Raw genomic sequence first — 18202 nt, 5'->3', positions numbered from 1 at the left:
CACTACTGATGCTGCGCTGCCTCTGAGGTCGGTTGTGAGTCCAAAGTATTTGAGACAGCGCGTCGTACGAACGTCTGATTACTAAGATTGGGATACAGTACCCGGTTTTTCCGCTAGGTTTCAAATTGAGGCGTGAACCCTTTTGGATGCACAACAGTCTTACTCTCGCCATCCACCAGCACACTCGGTGTTTTTTAGACCTCTTGTTTAATTCGACTATTCTGAGACCTCATGCGCCGCAAAGGCATCCGCATAGTCGGGATGCCATCGTGAAAGAGCAGGGCGATTGTTGATAATATCACCCGCGGCCCATTCAACCCGTTTGCGGTCGAGCTCTTCGGGCACATCATTGTCCGGGCAAAGTATATAGAAATCCCCGTCCGACATGCGCTTCAGCAAATAGTCAATTGCCTCTTCGCTGGTCCAAGCGGCGGCAGGTTTTTCCGGCATGAACTTCTCAATCATTCTGGTATAGGTAAATCCCGGCACAAACAGATGAGCGGTGATAGGCACTTCAGCCTGTCGCAAATCGTGTGCCAACATTTCTGTCATGACCTTTACGGCGGCTTTGCTGGTATTATAAGCAGGGTTTCCGGGCGGTGTGGTAATGCCCTGTTTTGATCCGGTGTTGATCACGACAGCCGGGCGCGCCGCTTCGATCATGCGCGGCAGAAAAGCATGCACGCCATTCATGACGCCGAAAAGATTGACCTCTAGTAGTTTGCGCCAGTTTTCCGTGTTTTCCCAACTACCGGTTGGCGCGGCGATACCGGCATTATTCATCAGGACAGCCACCTCACCCAGCGCAAAAGCCTGATCCACCAAGGTGTTCACAGCAGAGGTGTCGGTGACATCAGTCGGAACTGCCTGAACAGTTGCGGACGACCCAGCTTGATCGCGCAATTCCGCCTCGGCGCTGGCCAAGGCCTCGCCCGCCAAATCGACCAGCACAACCCCTAGACCGTCCTGAATAAATCGTTGGGCCGCGGCTTTGCCGACGCCGCTGGCCGCCCCGGTTACAACGGCAAAGCCGCCTTTTTCGATAGCTTCGCGGTACATGGATCATCCTCTTTTCCTATGAATGACTGAACGGCCCTTCAAGGCGCCATCTTTTGCTTGAGACCGCCGATGAACGTCTCGTCATTCTGTTGTTTGCGCGCATCAAGCAGTTCTTCAGCATCAGGCCCTGCGCGAAAACGCAGGCGGTTTCGGGTCTCGGTTGCCGCATCCCAAATGACCTGCGCGACAGTTTCTGGTGCTGAAGGGTTCGCGGCCAGTTTGCCGAACAGGCGCCTCATGGCTTCGCCCATTGGTGCATAGTCCGGCAGGTTCTCATCCATTGCGAAATCGAAAGAGCTGCCGCCAAAGTTAGTCCGTATCATTCCAGGTTGGACGATACGGACCCGAATGCCAAGGGGTTCCAACTCGTAGTGCAGTGCTTCAGAAAGCCCCTCTACTGCGAACTTGGTGCCATGATAGAGCGCGCCGAGTGGAAATGCGATCTGTCCGCCGATGGAGGAGATGTTGATGACTGTGCCGGACCGGTCCTGGCGGAAATGAGGCAGAACCGCTTTGGTCACTTCCATCAACCCGAGCACGTTGGTGTCGAACTGACGCCGGATGCGGTCCATTGTGAAGGCCTCTAACGCACCATATGCGCCATAGCCCGCATTGTTCAGCAAAACATCAATCTGTCCAAACCGTTCGATGCCATCTCGCACGGCCGTTGCAATTGAGTCCGCATCCGTCACATCCAGTTGGGCCAGATGCACGCTATCCAAAGCCCCAAGATCCGTGCTGCCTGCAGGGTTGCGCATCGTGGCGACGACATTCCAACCCTTCGCTTGGAAATGTCGGGCGGTTGCCGCGCCAATTCCGGATGAGGCCCCGGTGATCAGAATGGTTTTCATGTTTTTGCTCCGCAAGTTACGAAACACATAATAGTAATTGGGTACGGATGGGTCTTTAAGCATTATCCAGTTTTCTTGCACAATGCTCCAGAAGCGGAGATCTTCTGTAAAGGTTTTCCCACCTCCGTGCTATCGATAAGAGCAACCACTGGAGGCGTATATGGGATCTCAGACACTATTGGACTATGTTCTGGCTCTGCTTGACCGCGCGGGCGTCGCGCAGGGCGTACTGACACAGAACGAAAGCGAGACGGTTTTTCTCACTCACCCGTCGACCACCCTATCCGACGCCAATGTCTACCGCCCGCTGTTGTGCGCGGTCCTACAAGGCGCCAAAGAGGTAGGAACCAGTAACAGAACACTCACTGTTCGGGCCGGGCAGTCGCTGATCGTCAGTAACGCGCTGCCGGTTGTCTCAAGGATCACAGAGGCCACACCCGAACGTCCCTACGTCGCGCTCGTGTTCCCCCTCGATCTGGAACTCTTGCGCGTCCTGGCCTCGTCAGGGTCGCGGTCGTCCACCCATCAAGTGTCGGATCCATTTTCGATCTGCCTCGCTGAAACCGATCACGAAATGAAAAGCGCCCTATTGCGATATATTCGCCAGTGCGAAACCGAAGAGACACGTCACATGCTCGCTCCGATCACGGTGCGGGAAATCCATGCCCGCCTGCTGATTGGGCGACATGGTGGCACGCTCCGAAAACTGGCGTGGCACGAAAACACGGCAAGCCGGATTTTCGCAGCTACACACGAAATCCGGTCAGATTTAGCTAAATCCCTAGTCGTTGGAGAACTTGCAGGGCGCGTGGGTATGAGCACTTCGGCATTCTTCGAACAATTCAAGGCTGTTACGGGAACCTCGCCGCTGCAATACCAGAAAGACCTGCGTTTGCTCCAAGCCCGGAATGAGCTTCAAACCACCGGCTCAAAAGTCTCAGAGATTGCCTACGGGGTTGGATATGAAAGCTCGGCTCAATTCTCAAGAGAGTATGTCCGCAAATTTGGACGTTCCCCAAGACAGGACCGCGTTCCCGAATCTGTCCAATAAGGCTGCAGGTATAAAACCAAACGTCGCAGCCCCGTCACGAACCAAGGCTTTCGACCCGATCAATTTTTGAAAGCGGCCATTGGCGCAATCGAGGAATTGGTACATTGTCCGCAAAGTGTGAATCGCCCGGCCAAAGGTACTCTGACTCGACCATGAGTTCGTCTTCCATCCATTTCTCAATAGAGGCGCAGGTGCCCTTGGATATTTCGAAGCGCACAGGTTTCTGCGTCTTGCTTTGAAGTACTGAAGCCTGTTCCTTGATCTGAACCAATGACATAACATCTGCCACTTTCATTTTTACCAGATCGCAACCGCGGAGCTTACCGTCGATTGCCATGTTGAAGAGCGCAATATCGCGATGGTTTTCGGCAAGCTCGAGGCGCACTCGGATCGCCCAGACATTTTTTGTTTTCAGGGGGCGCTTCTGACCCACGACACGGCCTTTGTTCCAGGCTGGGCGAAGTGCGCGAATGGCCGGGAAGTTTAGTGTTTCCTTGACTGATCCTCCAATCCGTCATGCCCACCCAGGAGGATAACCCGACGTTGACGCAACCCTCGCTGCCTGCCAAGACCTCCCTAACTATGTGTGCGAGCTTTTTCGGGGTCGTAAATTGGGCTGGACACAATTGTTGCGTTTGTCGCGAAATCATTTCCTGAAACCTTTAGCGTGGTTCCGATGGCAAGCTGTGGCTGAACATGCGCAAGGGCAAGCGATTTGCCCAATCGGTGCGAGAAGCAGGGGCTGTTGATGACGCCCACCTCCGCGCCATTCAATGACAGTCTTTCTCCGCCTTCGACCATGTCAGAATGATCGATATCCAGGCAGAAGTTATTGACCTTCTCGGAACCTTTTGCGGCCATGACGGCCGATTTGCCGCGAAAATCGCCCTTGGATTTGTTGACAGTAAAGCCAAGGCCGACCTCCCAGGGCGTGTTGACTTCGGTCATGTCATATCCGTAAAACAGCAGCCCCGCCTCGATCCGCACCTTGTCGAGTGCTGTAAAGGAGCAGGGCATGACGCCTGCTCCGCCAGTTTGTCCCAAATGTCGGTGATCACAGAGCCATCGGCAAAAATCTCGTAGCCGCGTTCGCCGGAATATCCGGTTCTCGAGATACGGCAGGGGTGACCGAAAAGCACCGCAGGCGCATGTTCGAAATAGGCCAGATCGGCCAGGTCAAAATCCGCGTTCGCGTTGAGAATTTCCAACGAGGCTGGCCCTTGTACTGACAGATCATGCAGATCATCGGTAAATTCGATCTGCACGTTCCGCCCTTCCGCCGAATTCTCCAGAAGCGCCATCGTGTTGCCCGAGCCATGCACGATCATCCATTCGTCGCCGCTGTTATTGGACACTATGGCATCGTCGGCGATCCCGCCCTCATCTGTCAGCACGCACAGGTAAGCCGCCTTTCCCGGTGTGACCTTGGAAAGATCGCGTGTGGTTAGGTGATCAAGAACCGCTTGGGCGTCAGGGCCGCGCACGAACACCTTTTTCAGAGGCGACATGTCAAACATTCCCGCGCGCTCGCGAACCGCATCGTGTTCATCGTTGGGATCGGTGTGGTAGGTCCAGGCGGTGCCCATACCATTCCAATCCTCTAGTCCCGAGCCAAGGCTCTGGTGGCGGGATGCAAGCGCGGACGTGCGGCTAAGTTCTTCGGCCATGGGGGTTCCTCTCTCTAGTACCATTCGTCCGGCATTCGCGCTTTGCGCTCTGACACGAAGTCTTCAAGCGCGGCCTGGATGTCGGGTTTCATTTCGGGGCGTTGATAGTCGTTCAACAACTGACGCCACCGGGTGGCGGCGCGTTGATCTGCTGTAAGAGCACCATTTTCAGACCAGGTTTCGAAGGGTCCGGCGTCAGAAATCTGTGGCTCAAAATTCGCCGTCGCGTAGTGCCGCAGCGTGTGATTGGTCGACAGGAAATTTTCGCCCGGGCCCGTTTCGAAATAGGCATCACGGCCAAAGGCCTCGTCGTCCGTTTCGAAGCCCTGCAACAGTTTCAGCATCGCGCCACAGTGGTCGAGATCCATGATGAATTTCTCGTAGGACATCACAAGCCCACCTTCGAGCCAGCCCGCCGCATGCCAAACCTGATGAGCCCCGGACAAAAGCGTGGACCACATTGCACCGGTGCTATCCTGCAACGCTTGCCCGTCGGGCGCATTGGAGGCGGTGATCTGTCCGCCGCCGGACCGCACAGGCACGCCAAGCCTTCGTCCCAATTGAGTAAGCGCCATCGTGGTCATATTCGCCTCGGGCGATCCAAAGGTCAGAGCGCCTGTGCGCAAGTTCATTGTGGAGTGGAATGAGCCGAATACCACCGGACAGCCAGGATGCACCAGTTGCGCAAGCGCAATGCCGACCATCGCTTCGGCCAGAGTTTGCGCCGACACCGCTGCAGGTGAAAGCGGGCCCATAGCGCCCGCGAAAATGGCAGGGGAGACACAAACACATTGCCCTGCCTCCGCATAGATGCGCAGAGCCGAAGACATCGTATCATCATAAACCAGCGGCGAATTGACGTTGATGTTGGCCTGCATCACCGCGTGGCGCTCCATGAAGTCGCGCCCAAAGACCAAGCGCGCCATCTCGATACTATCCTGGGCGCGATCGGGAGCTGTGACAGATCCCATAAAGGGTTTGGACGACAGCGTCAGATGCGCCAGCATCATGTCCAGATGTCGTTTGTTCACCGGTACATCTGTCGGCTCGACCACCGTGCCGCCGGAATGGTGCAAGGCAGGCGCAGTGTAGGCCAGCTTGACGAAGTTGCGGAAGTCCTCCAGCGTCGCATAGCGGCGGCCATTCGCCAGATCGCTGACAAACGGAGAGCCATATCCCGGCATCAGCACAACGTTGTCGCCGCCAAGTGTCACTGTTTTGGCCGGGTCTCGACCATGCAACTGAAATTCACAAGGGGCGGTAGCGCAAAGCGCGCGGACGTGACCCGGTTCAAACCGTACACGTTCGCCATCGATGCGTGCACCGGTTTGGCCGAAGTGATCAAGCGCGGTACGATCCCCCCGGAACTCGACACCAATATTGTTCAAAATCCAATCGGCTTGATCTTCGATCTGGGTCAGTGCCGTTTCGCTCAGAAGATCGTATGCAGGTATTTTGCGCCCCGAGAACGGCGTGCCCTCAGCGGGCTCATTGTCACGGGCCAAGCGGCGTCGGCGCACGCGTCTGCGGTGCCCCGTCAGTGTTGATGTGTCTGCTACAGCGTTCAAAGGGTCCAACGTCATTTGTTCGTTTCGCGCAACCAGGTGCAAATTTTGGGCTTAAAAAATTATGTTGAAAATCGAAAATTTCTTTTCTCAGTGTTTAGAAAATTTGTACGCTATACTCATGGCTGCCCGCTTTCATCACCACGACTTGCTTAGGCTATTTGCTGAGATCGCCCGTTATTCCAGCTTTTCGACGGCGGCGTCGGCGCTCAATATGACAAAGGGTGCGATCAGTTATCAGATCAAAACGCTTGAGGCCGATCTGGGGATGGCCTTGTTTCAGCGCACAACGCGGGGTGTCACACTCACCGGTGAAGGACTGAAACTGCTCGCAATCTGCCAGACCCGATACGAAGAGATCGAAACCGAAATTCAGGCGTTGAAAGGGATTTCATCGCGCTCTTTGACTGTTGGTGTCTCGACCTATTTCGCTGCGCGTTGGCTGTCGCCACGCCTGATGTCATTTATGCAAAGCCACCCGGACGTGCAGCTTCGCATTCAGCCGATGGTCGAGTTTTCGCAGGCAGAGATGCAGGAAGTGGACCTGGCAATCAGGTGGGGCAACGGGAATTGGAGTGACGGCACAGTTACACCGTTCATGCACTTACGGCCCTATCCAGTAGGTAATCGGGCGGCAGCCGACCTGGTGAATGAGTTGGGAATAGAAGGCGCAATGTCGCAACTTACGTTGCTGAGAGATCGCGATGACAGCAGGGCCTGGTCAGATTGGCTGAACGTCGCAAAGCTTCCTCGGCAATCAAGGCGAGATGTGCTGATCGTTCCTGACCCGAATGTCCGGGTGCAAGCGGTCATTGACGGGCAGGGCATCGCTTTGATGGATGACTTGGTTGGGGACGATTTGAATGCGGAAAGGCTGTTTAGATTGTCGGCAACCGTTCTGCCTGAATACGGGTATTTCTTAGTTCAACCGCACAGAACCGCCCCAATTGGCGCAGTGCGGGCATTCTCGGATTGGGTTCAGAGCCAGGCCTGATGGTATTCCCCCTTGAGCGGCGTCAAGAAAAATATTATACGGCATATAAATAATATGAGGAAGATCCAGACGATGCCCACGGGACATATTATGATGGCAATGAGTCTAGACGGCTTTGTTGCAAGGCCGGATCACAGGCTGGATTGGTTGGATAAGCAACCCACCAAGGATGAAGACCACGGGTTCACAGCCTTTCAGGACAGTGTCGACGTGATCGTAATGGGATCGGGATCATACCGGACGGTTAGGGGGTTTGGAGCGTGGCCATACACGAAACCGGTGGTGGTTCTCAGTCGTTCGATGACAGCCGACGACATCCCTAGTGACCTGCGCGAGAAGGTTGAGGTTTCAGACAAAACACCACCCGAATTGATGAAGAGCTTTGACGCGCGTGGTTTCAGTCGAGTTTACGTGGATGGCGGAGCCATCATCTGTTCATTCCTCAAAGCCGGGCTGATTGAAGACATGCGGATCACCTTGATTCCCATCCTGATTGGTGAAGGCATTCGGATATTCGGCGAGACACAAGGCGATGTTGATCTAGAACTGGTTTCGGTTAGCAGCTTTCCCTCTGGCCTGGTGGATCTCGAATACAGATTGAAAATCAGATGACGAAAACTGCCCCACCGGGGCGGCCGCCAAAGGCTGAGCAGCGCCTTTCGAAACAGCTGATCCTGAAAACTGCATTGCCGATTGTCCAAAGCAAAGGCGTTGACGCGCTATCGTTTCGCATGCTCGCCAATCAGCTTGGGGTCACCCCGATGGCGGTGACCTATCACGCTGGCACCAAGAGACAGCTTTTATCCGGTCTGGTGGAAAGTGCTTTCGCCGGCGTTCTGGATGGCGTGGACGGAGATACTCCGGTTGAACGCGCCCAAAGCATCATGATGACCTACTATGGATACGCCTTGAAGAACGCCAACCTTCTGCGCGCGATCCTTGAGGATGTGACGCTGATGAGCGCGGATCTCATAAACGTGGCCGTGGAATTAAAGGCCAGCACGGACCAGCTTGAAAACAGCGATGGCGGCGACGTCCTTGTTCACGTGCTAATAGACTATGCACATGGGTTTGTACTCTCTGCCTCCAGCGGAGAAAACAATCCCCTGACAATAGATGACTTTCTGCGCGGGATTGACTGGATTCTTGATCAAGCAGCTGGTGACCGCGAGGTCCGGTTGCGGAGAAAACAAGCGTATCAGGGTGGTCCGGCAGAACGACCTTAACGACCCAAACATCCACACTGGGCTGTGTCTTCGCGATTGCAGCGAATGACCGGTAAGCGAACTGCGAGCGCAGAATTGTTAAGGCAGTGTGAAGGTCCGGAATGGGCCATCTTTAGGGATGGCCTTGTACCTAATTTCCATGACGCCTGAGCACAGTTCTGAGGTACTCGGTCGAATGCCAGGTTTGATATGCACAGAATACCCCGGCGCAGCCTTTAAGTGTCAACTGATGCTTGGCCGATTGCTGGATGGATCCACGATATGTCCGTCCAGTTTCTGGATCGCGTAGCGCGCCTTTCCATACCGTGCCGTCAAAGACCAATTCGGTCAGGATCATATCACCAACCTGCGCATGGGGCGTATCGTCCTTGTTCCAAACCCAAACAAGACGTCCACACTTTATTGCTTTATTCGATGTGCAATCTTCAAACGCGACGATCACGCCGAGTCCGGGGGACGCGTAGTGGCCTTTTAGGTCAAAGGCATGTCCTTGGGTGGCCAACATACCCACGATAACCGCAATCACCAAAAGAGCTGTTTTGACCATTCGGATGCGCAATCGCGGCGCGACGCGGGCGAATTCGGTCAAGTATCTTGGATGCTCGGTCTTCATGAACTGATCCCACCACGAAAAATAGAGCCCGTGGTTATAGCCCGCATGTGCATGGTGCATATCGTGATGAGTAACGCTCGTGAGCCAGCCAAAGACCGGCCTGCCTTTTGCATTGGCAGGGAAGATTTCGATCCCGCAGTGCCCGATTGCATTGCGCAGCATCATATGGGTCACAAAGATGAAAAGCGCGACAGGGTGTGTTGGCAGAATGATAAGAACGAAAGGCAAGTAGACGGCGTTCACCACGGCCTCGCCAACGTCAAAGCTGTAGGAGGTGAAGGGAGTCGGTTGGTGTGACTTGTGATGCAAGCGGTGAAACCGGCGAAACAGGGGCGGGTAGTGCAGGGCGCGGTGCGTCCAATAGAACCACGCATCATGAAGGATAATCAGCACCGCGATACTGAACGCGAAATAGGTCCAGCCATATGCGGCTATGTCTTGGTAGATTGTGATGACACCTGCCCTCGCACCAAGCGCGATGGATGTCCCTGCGGCAGTAAAGATAAGCACTGTGCGCAGGCTCGTTAGAATCTCGCGCAGGATTTGACCTTGTGGCACTGCAGAGGGTCTAATTTTCTGCGCACCAAGACGCCGTGCCAGCATGATATTGATCAATAGATACGTGCCGCCGGCGCCAAGAATATACCGTAAGAGGTCTCCGCCGAAGACATCCGTGTAGATGGATAAGAGTGTGGCTAACTGAGTCATTGTCTGCTCCGAATGCGAATTGACATGTGGCGGACACTGGCTGGCGACGCAAATCAGAGCGCGCTGAATTTGAAAACCGATCCGTTTCTTGCAAAATCGGCGAGGATTTTTCAGTTTCAGTATGGCTATACCGTTGACCGGCGGGGTAAATCCGACTTCGATTGCGCCTGTTATGTCAGACCCAATGATTTTGGATATCTTCCTGCGCGGCAGTGCCATCGGCACACTCGCGTTATGCGCCGCTGTCTTCATGAGAAACGGGGGATTCCAGCGCAAAAGCATGGCAGTAGTCTTGCTGTGCCTCAGTTTTGGCCCCTACTTGATTGTGTCCTCACCAAGCATTGATCTAACCGACAACCCGGTTCGGATTGTGCTTGTGATGATCGCAGGTGTGATCCCTGTCTTGCTCTATTGGGCCGTGATTGAGCTGTTCCAGGATGACGTTTTTGTTCAACCTTGGCAGATTTTGACCGCTGCGTTGATAGTCGGTTTGGCGTGGCTTTCTCAACTACAGCTGCAACTTGGTGCAGTCCGCGGTATCTGCGTACTGATCTTCTTTTTCCATGGCCTGTGGATCGTAGTTTCAGGTCAGGCAGGGGATCTGATCGAGGCCCGTCGCCGGTTTCGGCGTTGGTTTCTGGTCTGGATCCTCAGTTTGGGAATTCTCATTACCGGATTTGAAATCACCCATCTGGATAAAGCGCTTCCTGTCTGGGTATTTGCACTACAGGCAAGTGCGTTTTTCCTGTCTGCAAGCGCGTTCCTGCTGTGGTCGGTTCGCGTGGTTCCAGACATCTGGATACCGAGCACTCCAAAGCGGGATGACCAAGCCAACCCGGCGCAGTCCGCGCTCATAACGCGTATTGAAGCCGCGATGTCTGAGGGTCTGTGGCGCAGCGAAAGGCTGACCGTTGCCCAAGTGGCCGAACATCTTGGGACACAGGAACACCGCATTAGGTCCGCAATCAATCAAGGCTTGGGGCACCGGAATTTTGCGAGCTTCGTGAACGCGTTCCGCATTCAAGAGGCGCAATCCATGTTATCATCGCCCGAGCTGGCAGAGCGCTCGGTCTTGAGCATCGCTTACGATGTGGGGTTTTCCTCACTGGGGCCATTCAACCGCGCCTTTCGCGCTCAAACTGGAATGACACCTTCGGAATTTCGAAGGGCGCATTTACATGAAACGACAAAGTCACGTTTGTAAGCTATCCGCAAAACCACCTTCCAAGCCTGCTTTGCAAAAAAAATCAAAATTACGGCTGCCGTACCGCAGCAACGATCAATGAGGCGGACGTCTGCCAAGGGTTGTTGCCAATACCCGTAGTACAGCCTGCTGTCGTTCGGGGCTTGGGAGTGCGCAGTAATTGGAGCCAATTTGTTGCGCTTGATCGCGTTGGTCGGCCTTCAGTTCACCCGAAGAAGCCGAACCCCGACGCATCTGTGTCGCAAATTCTAATAGGATGTGCGCTCTGACCGACGGTCCCACACTGCTAAACTTGGTTTCTTCCGCAGATCATACCGCTTCTGGATCATTCCAATGGAGGAGACCCATATGTCTGCGAATGAAGACAACATACGTCAACCCGGCTTAGTGCTGGCGCTTGTGCCAATCGTGCTGACCCTGTGTGTGCTTGGGCTGCAGCTATTCTATTTCGGCGATTTTACCCCGCACATCCCTTTGGCCTTCGGGATCGCGATCACCGGCATCGTTGGCCTTATGTTGGGTCACAAATGGCCCAGCATCGAAGAAGGCGTGTTCCACGTCATTAATATATCCCTGCCGTCGGTCTCGATACTGATCACGGTAGGTATGATCATTGGCGTGTGGATCGCAAGCGGCACCGTCCCGACGCTGATCTATTACGGCCTCAAGATATTGTCGCCCGAGCTTTTCCTTGCCGCAGGAATGATCCTTTGCTCCATTGTCTCTGTTTCATTGGGCACATCGTGGGGAACAACCGGTACAGTTGGTTTGGCGCTGATGGGGATTGGTGCCGGGTTTGGTATTCCAATGTATTGGACGGCGGGGGCGGTGGTCTCTGGCGCGTTCTTCGGCGACAAGATCTCGCCTTTGTCGGACACAACTAACCTTGCCCCTGCCGTGACGGGGACCAATCTTTTCGATCACATTCGGAACATGCTTCCGACCACAGTTCCTTCGATGCTGATCGCGTTGGTGATTTACTTTGTCGTCGGTTTCACACTGATCGACACGTCGCAGGTTTCGTTTGATCGTATTCACGCGATCACAACCGCGCTGGACGACGCATTCTGGATTTCACCGATCATGCTGTTTCCGGCGGTTCTGGTCATCGTTCTGGCGGTCATGAAGCAACCTCCGATCCCGTCGCTGTTTGCGGGGGCTGTTGCGGGCGGTGTTATAGCAATCTTTTGTCAGGGGGCCGGGCTTCATGAGACGTTCACTTTCGCCAACAGCGGCTATTCAATCGATACCGGGGTTCCGGAGATAGACCCTTTGCTAAATCGCGGGGGCATTCAGTCGATGATGTGGACCATCTCACTGGTGCTGCTGGCCCTGGGTTTCGGCGGAGCGCTTGAACGCGTGGGTTGCCTTCAGGCTATCATCAAAGTTGTCATATCGAAGGTGAAGTCGTTCGCCGGCATTCAGATTTCCGCTATCATGACGTCTGTTGCCACCAATACCGTTGCAGGTGATCCATACTTGTCCATTGCACTGCCGGGCCGAATGTATGCGCCTGTCTATCGCGCGATGGGCTATTCCCCGCTGAACCTGTCCCGCGCCGTCGAGGAGGGCGGAACGCTGGTGTCCCCTCTGATCCCATGGAATGCGGGTGGCGCCTTTGTCATCACGGCACTGGGCCTGGGGATCGCGGACGGGAACTTTGAGAACCTGCTGTACATCCCGCTCGCATTTGCTTGCTGGCTGTCACCTGTCATCGGTATCCTCTACGCCATGACCGGTCTCTTCTCACCAAAGGCAAGCGAGGAAGAGATCCGCTCATGGGAAGAAAGCGGAGAGCCTGTCGCGCAGATGAGTGCCTGACCATTTTGCACCAACACCGCAACAGGTGTTGGTGCCCTTCACCCGCCTTGGTCGATACTGGGAGGAGAGAAAATGAACCCGAGAAACTTTGTCCCTAAGGGTGCGGCCAGTTATCGCATAGAATATGATGGATCGGCCAAAGAGATCTACTTCCTGCTGTTGCCGAAACTGACCATGCTGGCCTTTAGCGCCGCAGTGGAACCTCTGAGGATAGCCAATCAGGTCACCAACAAAGAGCTTTATAAGTGGTTTCTGATCACTGAAGACGGAACACCGGTTTCCTGTTCAAACGGGATCGAAATCACGCCGGACTCCGCTTTGCGCAATCTGCCGCGATCCTCGCGGCTGTTTGTGTGCTCAGGCATTGAACCAGCCGAGAGTACGAACTCCAAAGTTCTGTCCTGGATCAGTCGTCAGCGAACCTTTGGCTGCAATCTGGGTGGGATTTGCACTGGCGCTTTTGCCCTTGCCAAGGCCGGGGTTCTGTCGGGAAAAAGGTTTACGCTGCACTGGGAAAACCACCCGGCTTTCATCGAAAACTTTGCTGATCTCGAACCGTCGGCAAACCTGTATGAGATCGACAACGAGCTTATGACATGTGGCGGCGGAAATGCGGCAACCGATATGATGCTGGACATGATCGAATCCGATTTCGGAAACGATCTGGCGGTCATCGTATCGGACATGTGCATCCACTTTCGATCCAACAATAGCAAAACGCTTCAGAAATCGGCCTTCTCGGTGGCCTTGGGCAGCCGCAATCAATACCTGATCAATGCTATGCAGATCATGCATGAAAACCTGGAAGAGCCGCTGGATATCTTTGAAATCGCGGAAGCCGTGCAGATATCGCGTCGTCAGCTGGAACGTCTTTTTCAAAAATATGTCGAAACCTCGCCGGTCCAGTTCTATATCGAACTGCGCGTCGCGAGGGCATACGCATTGCTCAGCGAAACCGAGATGTCGGTCGCCGAAATTGCGGCAGCCACTGGCTTTAGCAGCGCTACTCAGCTGACCGTACGATTCAAGAAACGCTACGGCGAGGCGCCAACTTCTTTCCGGAGAGGATGGTCTGATAGACGCGATTAAATTGCATCTGACCAGTATCGGAAGTCAAAAATTTTGAATTGTTGATTTAGGTTATGTGCAGTTAGGGTCGGGCCTCGTAACCAAAAAATGACGAGAGCCGCGAGCGCGATTATATAGCGCCTTGTGCGACCCGTATTCCTTGGCGCATCGCACCAGCGCAACCCATTGCTATTGATGGAGATAATCCTACTCTGAACACGTCGATCATCTACACGTGGCTTGCCATGAGACTTAGGAAAGAAGGGCTCAAGGCACGCCATCTGCTCGTCGCTCAGCCAGAAAAGGTCAGGCATGGTAACCGCTTGTTTTCGGCAACGTGAATCACGCTAAAACCAAAAATCAATGTGTCCTGAGCCCAACCACGGTCCGCTTTCCGGCTCTCGGTTCGCGAGACGTTAAGGCTCCCAAGGCCTACGCTTATCGGCGTATCATCTGCGAAATCAACCACCGATACGATCCGCATTTTGACTGCAACAGGCAAATTGATCGAAAGTGGCGGAACAATTTGGTCGAAAGTGATCATGTCGCGATGAAGCGCCTACTTAGGTACCGTCAGAGCATTCGAGCCTTGCGAACCGTGAGGGCAACACTGAGTGGGATAGAGACGATCCGGACCAACAAGCGCGGTCACATTTGACACAAATAGACCGGTGTTCGAGGAGAGACCGGCTTCATCTCAAACTGTTCGAGCGCGTATAGTCCGGCCGCATGCGCTGCACTTGACCCAGCTTCAACCAATTAACGCAACAGTCCTCTTACCGCAGGTATCCGATCCGACCAGCACCCCTGTACACGTCGCCAAACCCTGCGATCAGTCGCAGGCAGAAAAATTTGGGCCTAACAGACCTCGGGCACCTTCGTCAGAGGTGATGCGCGCAGAATGCGTTCGTAGCCAAGATGCGCGCCTAGCGGATCCTTGTGCGGTACCTCGCCGGGCAGGGTCTCGACAACGAGACAGCTGAGCGGTGCATCGGGGCCAAGCGTTATGTCGGCCAGAAGACTCGTGATCTCTGCGGCGGACCAGCTTGTCTGGCCGGCGGGCTCGGTTGTGGCGGTAAATCCAAAGCTTCTGTCATCGAAGGGCTGGCGCGGGCGGCGCGGAGTTGCAAGCTGGCGACGACCCAGAAGCACGTTGCGCCGGTCTTCGTCATCTGCTTGCACCGCTTGTACGTAAAGCAGCACCCAAAGGTCGGTGCGTGGCACCACAGGTTGCACGGAGCGACCATTCTTGACCGGGTCGGCGAATTCGGCGCTGACGGTCAACCGCTGGGTCGAGCGGGTGACGCCGCAGTTAAGCGGAGGAGGCGCGTGCTGGATGCCTGCGACTTGCAGGGGCCGCCCGTATCTGCCTTGCGCAGTACTCCACATCTCGGCGTGACCGACACGGAATTCGTAAAGGAAGAAACCGAAGAGTTCGGGCGCTTCGGGCGGCAGCCCTTGGGGCAGCGGTAGCATGAAGTGCCGGGGACTGTTCGTGGGCAAAAGCTTCTGCATCGCGCCCAGTCCGCTGCGGTCATCGGCCTGCTCGGGTATGATCGTGCGGATTAGTTCAAGGTCGATGGGCAGGGGCGTGTTACCCAGCGTCGGATCGCCGGTAAGATCCCCGGTGAGTACCGGATCCGGACTGGTGGCGAGCATGCGCGCGAACAGGCTATCATTCGGATCGTCGGGCGGGCGGTCGAACTCGAGCCAGACCAGCCGGGTTCGTTCCTCGGAGTGGGAATACGCTGGGTCGCGCAAGTAGGGTGATAATGCGATGCCAGCCGAGACAATTTTGGGCACCTGGCGCGGAGGCCGGGCGACGGGCAAGGTCAGATCGACCTCTTCGGCACCGTCCTCTTGTGCGGGGTCAACTTTGTATTCGGGGATGGCGGTGTATTTTAACTGCAAAGGACGCGGGAAGCTGCCGTCCGCGGGCTCGGGGTCGATCGCATCGAGGAAGATCAGCGTCGTTTCTCCATTGGCGGCGGCACGGGCGACTTCGTGCGGGGCGGACTGCCGCCAGCTCACGCGGCCCACTTGGTTGCCGTCACGCTCGATGCGCAACCCACTTAGCCCATCCCATGTCCAGTCCCTTTCGATGTTGACAACGACCGCGACGATCCACTGGCTGGTCACTTCGGATTTGGTTGCGAAGCGGACTGAACCGCCGTCGGGACCGATAACTGCGTTCAGACTTGAGTGCAGCCCGAATAGGCAGCGCTGTCCCGGGCGAGCGCGCAGGCTTGCGCCCACATGATCGAGGTCGAGCGCGGAGGCAAGCCGCGCGATCGGGTTCTCGGCCCCCTGACCGGTACGACCTCCGGCACGGTTGGCTCTGACAAGCGCCCGGCTTCCCGGTTCCGTAGGTTGCAGATAGAAACCCTCGGCCACCCATCCGCGTGGCAGGCTAATGAGGCCGCGTTCGTCCTGGGCCGGGCTGCGTAGGTAGCGCCGCGCAGTTTCGCCGCGGCGCACGTCATCGGCACCGAAGTAGTTGGGTTTGTCCGAGCAGATAGGGGTCAGGTTCAGCCGCACATTGCGCGAAGTCGGAATAGTGATCGCGCCGTCTGTGGGGATTGCCATGGTCCCGATGTCGGCGGTGTCAACGTATTCGAGATCTAGCAGGGCCTGACCATCGGCATCGAAGGCGCGCTCTATAGTGTAGAGCTGTTCGTAGACCGGCTCATCGTCTTCCGGGTTCACGTCTGGACGCAGCACTTCAACCGAGATCTCGAGGATGTCCACATCTGGGTCCGGAAGGCCAGGTGCGCGCTGCTCGGCGGCGGCCTGGGGCATATCTGCCTCAAGCTCGGCCTCGGTTCCGCCGGCCACGAGGCACGCGGGGTAGTGCAGTCGGGGTTTGCTAACTGTGAGCGAGGCTGGAGGGTCGGTGGGATCGGCTGCCGAAGGCAGGGCGGGCGTCGTACGCAGTCCAGCGGGCCGGACGTAGCGCTTCATCGTTGCGGTGTAGACAGGCTGTGCGCCAGGGTTCAGGGCCTCGGTTTCGATGCCGGGGCCACCGCCGGAAAGATCGCAAAGTCGAATGCGCAGATCGTATGTGGTGCCATAGCGCAACGGGATATCGGGGGGCACGCCTATGACAGGTTCAGGTTCATCGTCGCCGCCCATCAGCCGGTCGGCGAAGCGGTCGACCCCCACAAGCGGCCGGCCGTTCCAGGCAGCAAAGTACGAGGGAAGCCACATGTTGGCAGTGGGATCGCCGAGGATCTTGTTCGGTCCGACCTCGACGGGGAAGTTGGCCTGAACACTACCAAGGTCATTGCCGCCGAGAACAAGAGCGGTTTCCCCCATCGTCAAAGGAACCCAGTCTGAATTGCCGGTTTCCCGGGCATCGATGCGATAGCCGCGTACGCCCATCGGCGCATCCAACGGCGCAGCACCGGGGCTAATCTGACGGTTGAACCAGGTGACTAGTTGCGAGTCGTCGCACCCGACAAGCAGGCCGCGTTCTGTCGCGGGACGCTCCGCTTCGTCCTCACCGTCCTCGTCGAAGGGGTCGGCCCAGGCCGGTTGCGCGCCATAGACCTCTTTGGCGAAGCCGTCGTCATAACGTACGGCCTCGGCGAAGATATCGTCGTAGCCTGGGATGGGTGCTGCTGTGACGGGGAACTGTACGGCCGTGAACAGCGGGCGTGGCCCCGATAGCGGGGACAGCCGCGCGGCGTAGAGACGCAGCGCTCCGGGAATGCCGGCAAGCGACTGCCACGGACTGCCGGGGGCGAGATCGACATAGACCCAGCCCCCTTGTGAGACGACGTCTGCAGGAAGGGGGATGTCGATTGCGCGAATGAGACCTACGGCTTCGGCAAGTAAAGGCTGGCGAAGTACGCCGGCCAGAACCTGGCCCCACGACAACGGTGGTGCCGTATCGGCGATGGACGTGCCTGCTGGCGGAACGGCCTTGAGCGCGCAGCGATACGTGTCATCGGTCAGAAGGAAGGGATTGGCACCTTGGCCATAGCCTGTGGCCTCGCGATAGGGCGGTGGCGCGTACTTCATGATCCGGATCGAGGCGGTGCGTGGGTCGGTAGGCGTGACGGAGTTGTCGATGGGGAGCTCGGACGCCAGTGATTGAAACAGCGTTTCGGCCTGAGGCATTGCGGGCAACGTGATCGCAGTCTCGCCGGTGGCGACGCTGGCCGGTGACGGCAGCACCGTCGGGTCCGCGATGGTGCGAACAACAACGTCGAAATCCGTTGTCGCATAGGGTGGCAGGCCCGGTGCGGGGGCCGAGGTCGGATCGGTCTGGGGGGTCACCATCAGACGTAGCGAGAGATTTGCGCCATCCCAATTCTGGAGGAACGGCAGCAGCACAAGGCGGGACACGGCAGTCATGGGGCGATCCTCCCCT

Annotated in this window: 15 protein-coding genes and 2 pseudogenes; 8 read left to right on the top strand and 9 right to left on the bottom strand. The window is 56.2% G+C overall.

Annotation, left to right across the window (positions count from 1 at the left end; translation table 11 throughout):
• Positions 1-216: 216 nt before the first annotated feature.
• Together AC2FGC_RS09715 and AC2FGC_RS09710 are read right to left on the bottom strand one after the other, a co-directional pair.
• The gene (locus AC2FGC_RS09715; protein ID WP_496724987.1) at positions 217-1059 is read right to left on the bottom strand and encodes an SDR family NAD(P)-dependent oxidoreductase; all 843 of its coding nucleotides are present in this window, start codon (positions 1057-1059) and stop codon (positions 217-219) included.
• 38 nt (positions 1060-1097) lie between these two features.
• On the bottom strand, positions 1098-1910 hold the full coding sequence (locus AC2FGC_RS09710; RefSeq protein ID WP_496724985.1) for an SDR family oxidoreductase: 813 nt from the start codon (positions 1908-1910) through the stop codon (positions 1098-1100).
• 160 nt (positions 1911-2070) lie between these two features.
• Between AC2FGC_RS09710 and AC2FGC_RS09705 the strand changes: the two genes are divergently transcribed.
• Positions 2071-2961, top strand: a complete 891-nt coding sequence (locus AC2FGC_RS09705; RefSeq protein WP_496724983.1) for an AraC family transcriptional regulator — start codon at positions 2071-2073, stop codon at positions 2959-2961.
• A gap of 34 nt (positions 2962-2995) precedes the next feature.
• Here AC2FGC_RS09705 and AC2FGC_RS09700 read toward each other — a convergent pair whose 3' ends face one another.
• The 4 genes from AC2FGC_RS09700 to AC2FGC_RS09685 form a co-directional block, all read right to left on the bottom strand.
• Positions 2996-3394, bottom strand: a complete 399-nt coding sequence (locus AC2FGC_RS09700; protein WP_496724981.1) for a site-specific integrase — start codon at positions 3392-3394, stop codon at positions 2996-2998.
• Positions 3395-3537: 143 nt separating this feature from the next.
• Positions 3538-3909, bottom strand: a complete 372-nt coding sequence (locus AC2FGC_RS09695) for a glycine cleavage T C-terminal barrel domain-containing protein (RefSeq protein ID WP_496782184.1) — start codon at positions 3907-3909, stop codon at positions 3538-3540.
• Positions 3906-4628, bottom strand: coding sequence for a hypothetical protein (locus tag AC2FGC_RS09690; RefSeq protein WP_496782182.1), 723 nt, complete (start codon positions 4626-4628; stop codon positions 3906-3908). Before AC2FGC_RS09690 ends, AC2FGC_RS09695 begins: the two co-directional genes overlap by 4 nt.
• A gap of 14 nt (positions 4629-4642) precedes the next feature.
• The gene (locus tag AC2FGC_RS09685) at positions 4643-6211 is read right to left on the bottom strand and encodes a trimethylamine methyltransferase family protein (protein WP_496724977.1); all 1569 of its coding nucleotides are present in this window, start codon (positions 6209-6211) and stop codon (positions 4643-4645) included.
• A gap of 103 nt (positions 6212-6314) precedes the next feature.
• Here AC2FGC_RS09685 and AC2FGC_RS09680 point away from each other — a divergent pair, with 103 nt between their 5' ends.
• The 3 genes from AC2FGC_RS09680 (at position 6315) to AC2FGC_RS09670 (ending at position 8413) form a co-directional block, all read left to right on the top strand.
• The gene (locus AC2FGC_RS09680; RefSeq protein WP_496782180.1) at positions 6315-7187 is read left to right on the top strand and encodes a LysR substrate-binding domain-containing protein; all 873 of its coding nucleotides are present in this window, start codon (positions 6315-6317) and stop codon (positions 7185-7187) included.
• Between the two features lie 93 nt (positions 7188-7280).
• The gene (locus AC2FGC_RS09675; protein ID WP_496724973.1) at positions 7281-7799 is read left to right on the top strand and encodes a dihydrofolate reductase family protein; all 519 of its coding nucleotides are present in this window, start codon (positions 7281-7283) and stop codon (positions 7797-7799) included.
• Positions 7796-8413, top strand: a complete 618-nt coding sequence (locus AC2FGC_RS09670; protein WP_496724971.1) for a TetR/AcrR family transcriptional regulator — start codon at positions 7796-7798, stop codon at positions 8411-8413. The genes AC2FGC_RS09675 and AC2FGC_RS09670 overlap by 4 nt, the downstream gene beginning before the upstream one ends.
• Positions 8414-8543: 130 nt before the next feature.
• Here AC2FGC_RS09670 and AC2FGC_RS09665 read toward each other — a convergent pair whose 3' ends face one another.
• A complete protein-coding gene (locus AC2FGC_RS09665) occupies positions 8544-9734 on the bottom strand; it encodes a sterol desaturase family protein (RefSeq protein ID WP_496724969.1) in 1191 nt (396 codons plus the stop codon).
• Positions 9735-9918: 184 nt separating this feature from the next.
• Between AC2FGC_RS09665 and AC2FGC_RS09660 the strand changes: the two genes are divergently transcribed.
• The 3 genes from AC2FGC_RS09660 to AC2FGC_RS09650 all read left to right on the top strand — a co-directional run bounded on the left by AC2FGC_RS09660 (position 9919) and on the right by AC2FGC_RS09650 (position 13848).
• Positions 9919-10938, top strand: a complete 1020-nt coding sequence (locus AC2FGC_RS09660; protein ID WP_496782178.1) for a helix-turn-helix transcriptional regulator — start codon at positions 9919-9921, stop codon at positions 10936-10938.
• 348 nt (positions 10939-11286) lie between these two features.
• A complete protein-coding gene (gene nhaC, locus AC2FGC_RS09655) occupies positions 11287-12759 on the top strand; it encodes a Na+/H+ antiporter NhaC (protein WP_496724965.1) in 1473 nt (490 codons plus the stop codon).
• A 72-nt stretch (positions 12760-12831) separates the two neighbouring features.
• Positions 12832-13848: a GlxA family transcriptional regulator gene (locus tag AC2FGC_RS09650; protein ID WP_496782176.1), complete on the top strand. Its 1017-nt coding sequence runs from the start codon at positions 12832-12834 to the stop codon at positions 13846-13848.
• A gap of 105 nt (positions 13849-13953) precedes the next feature.
• On the opposite strand, the pseudogene AC2FGC_RS09645 reads toward AC2FGC_RS09650, so the two are convergent.
• Positions 13954-14141 (bottom strand): annotated as a pseudogene (locus AC2FGC_RS09645) (transposase); the annotation flags it as partial.
• A 113-nt stretch (positions 14142-14254) separates the two neighbouring features.
• Between AC2FGC_RS09645 and AC2FGC_RS09640 the strand changes: the two are divergent.
• Positions 14255-14482, top strand: a pseudogene (locus AC2FGC_RS09640) (DDE-type integrase/transposase/recombinase); the annotation flags it as partial.
• Positions 14483-14685: 203 nt separating this feature from the next.
• Here the strand turns inward: AC2FGC_RS09640 and AC2FGC_RS09635 are convergent.
• On the bottom strand, positions 14686-18186 hold the full coding sequence (locus AC2FGC_RS09635; protein WP_496724961.1) for a hypothetical protein: 3501 nt from the start codon (positions 18184-18186) through the stop codon (positions 14686-14688).
• Positions 18187-18202: the final 16 nt, after the last annotated feature.

This window comes from Ruegeria sp. CDSC054, assembly GCF_059610645.1.
The sequence above is the reverse complement of the archived record's forward strand: the minus strand, read 5'-3'. Positions and strand labels throughout refer to the sequence as shown.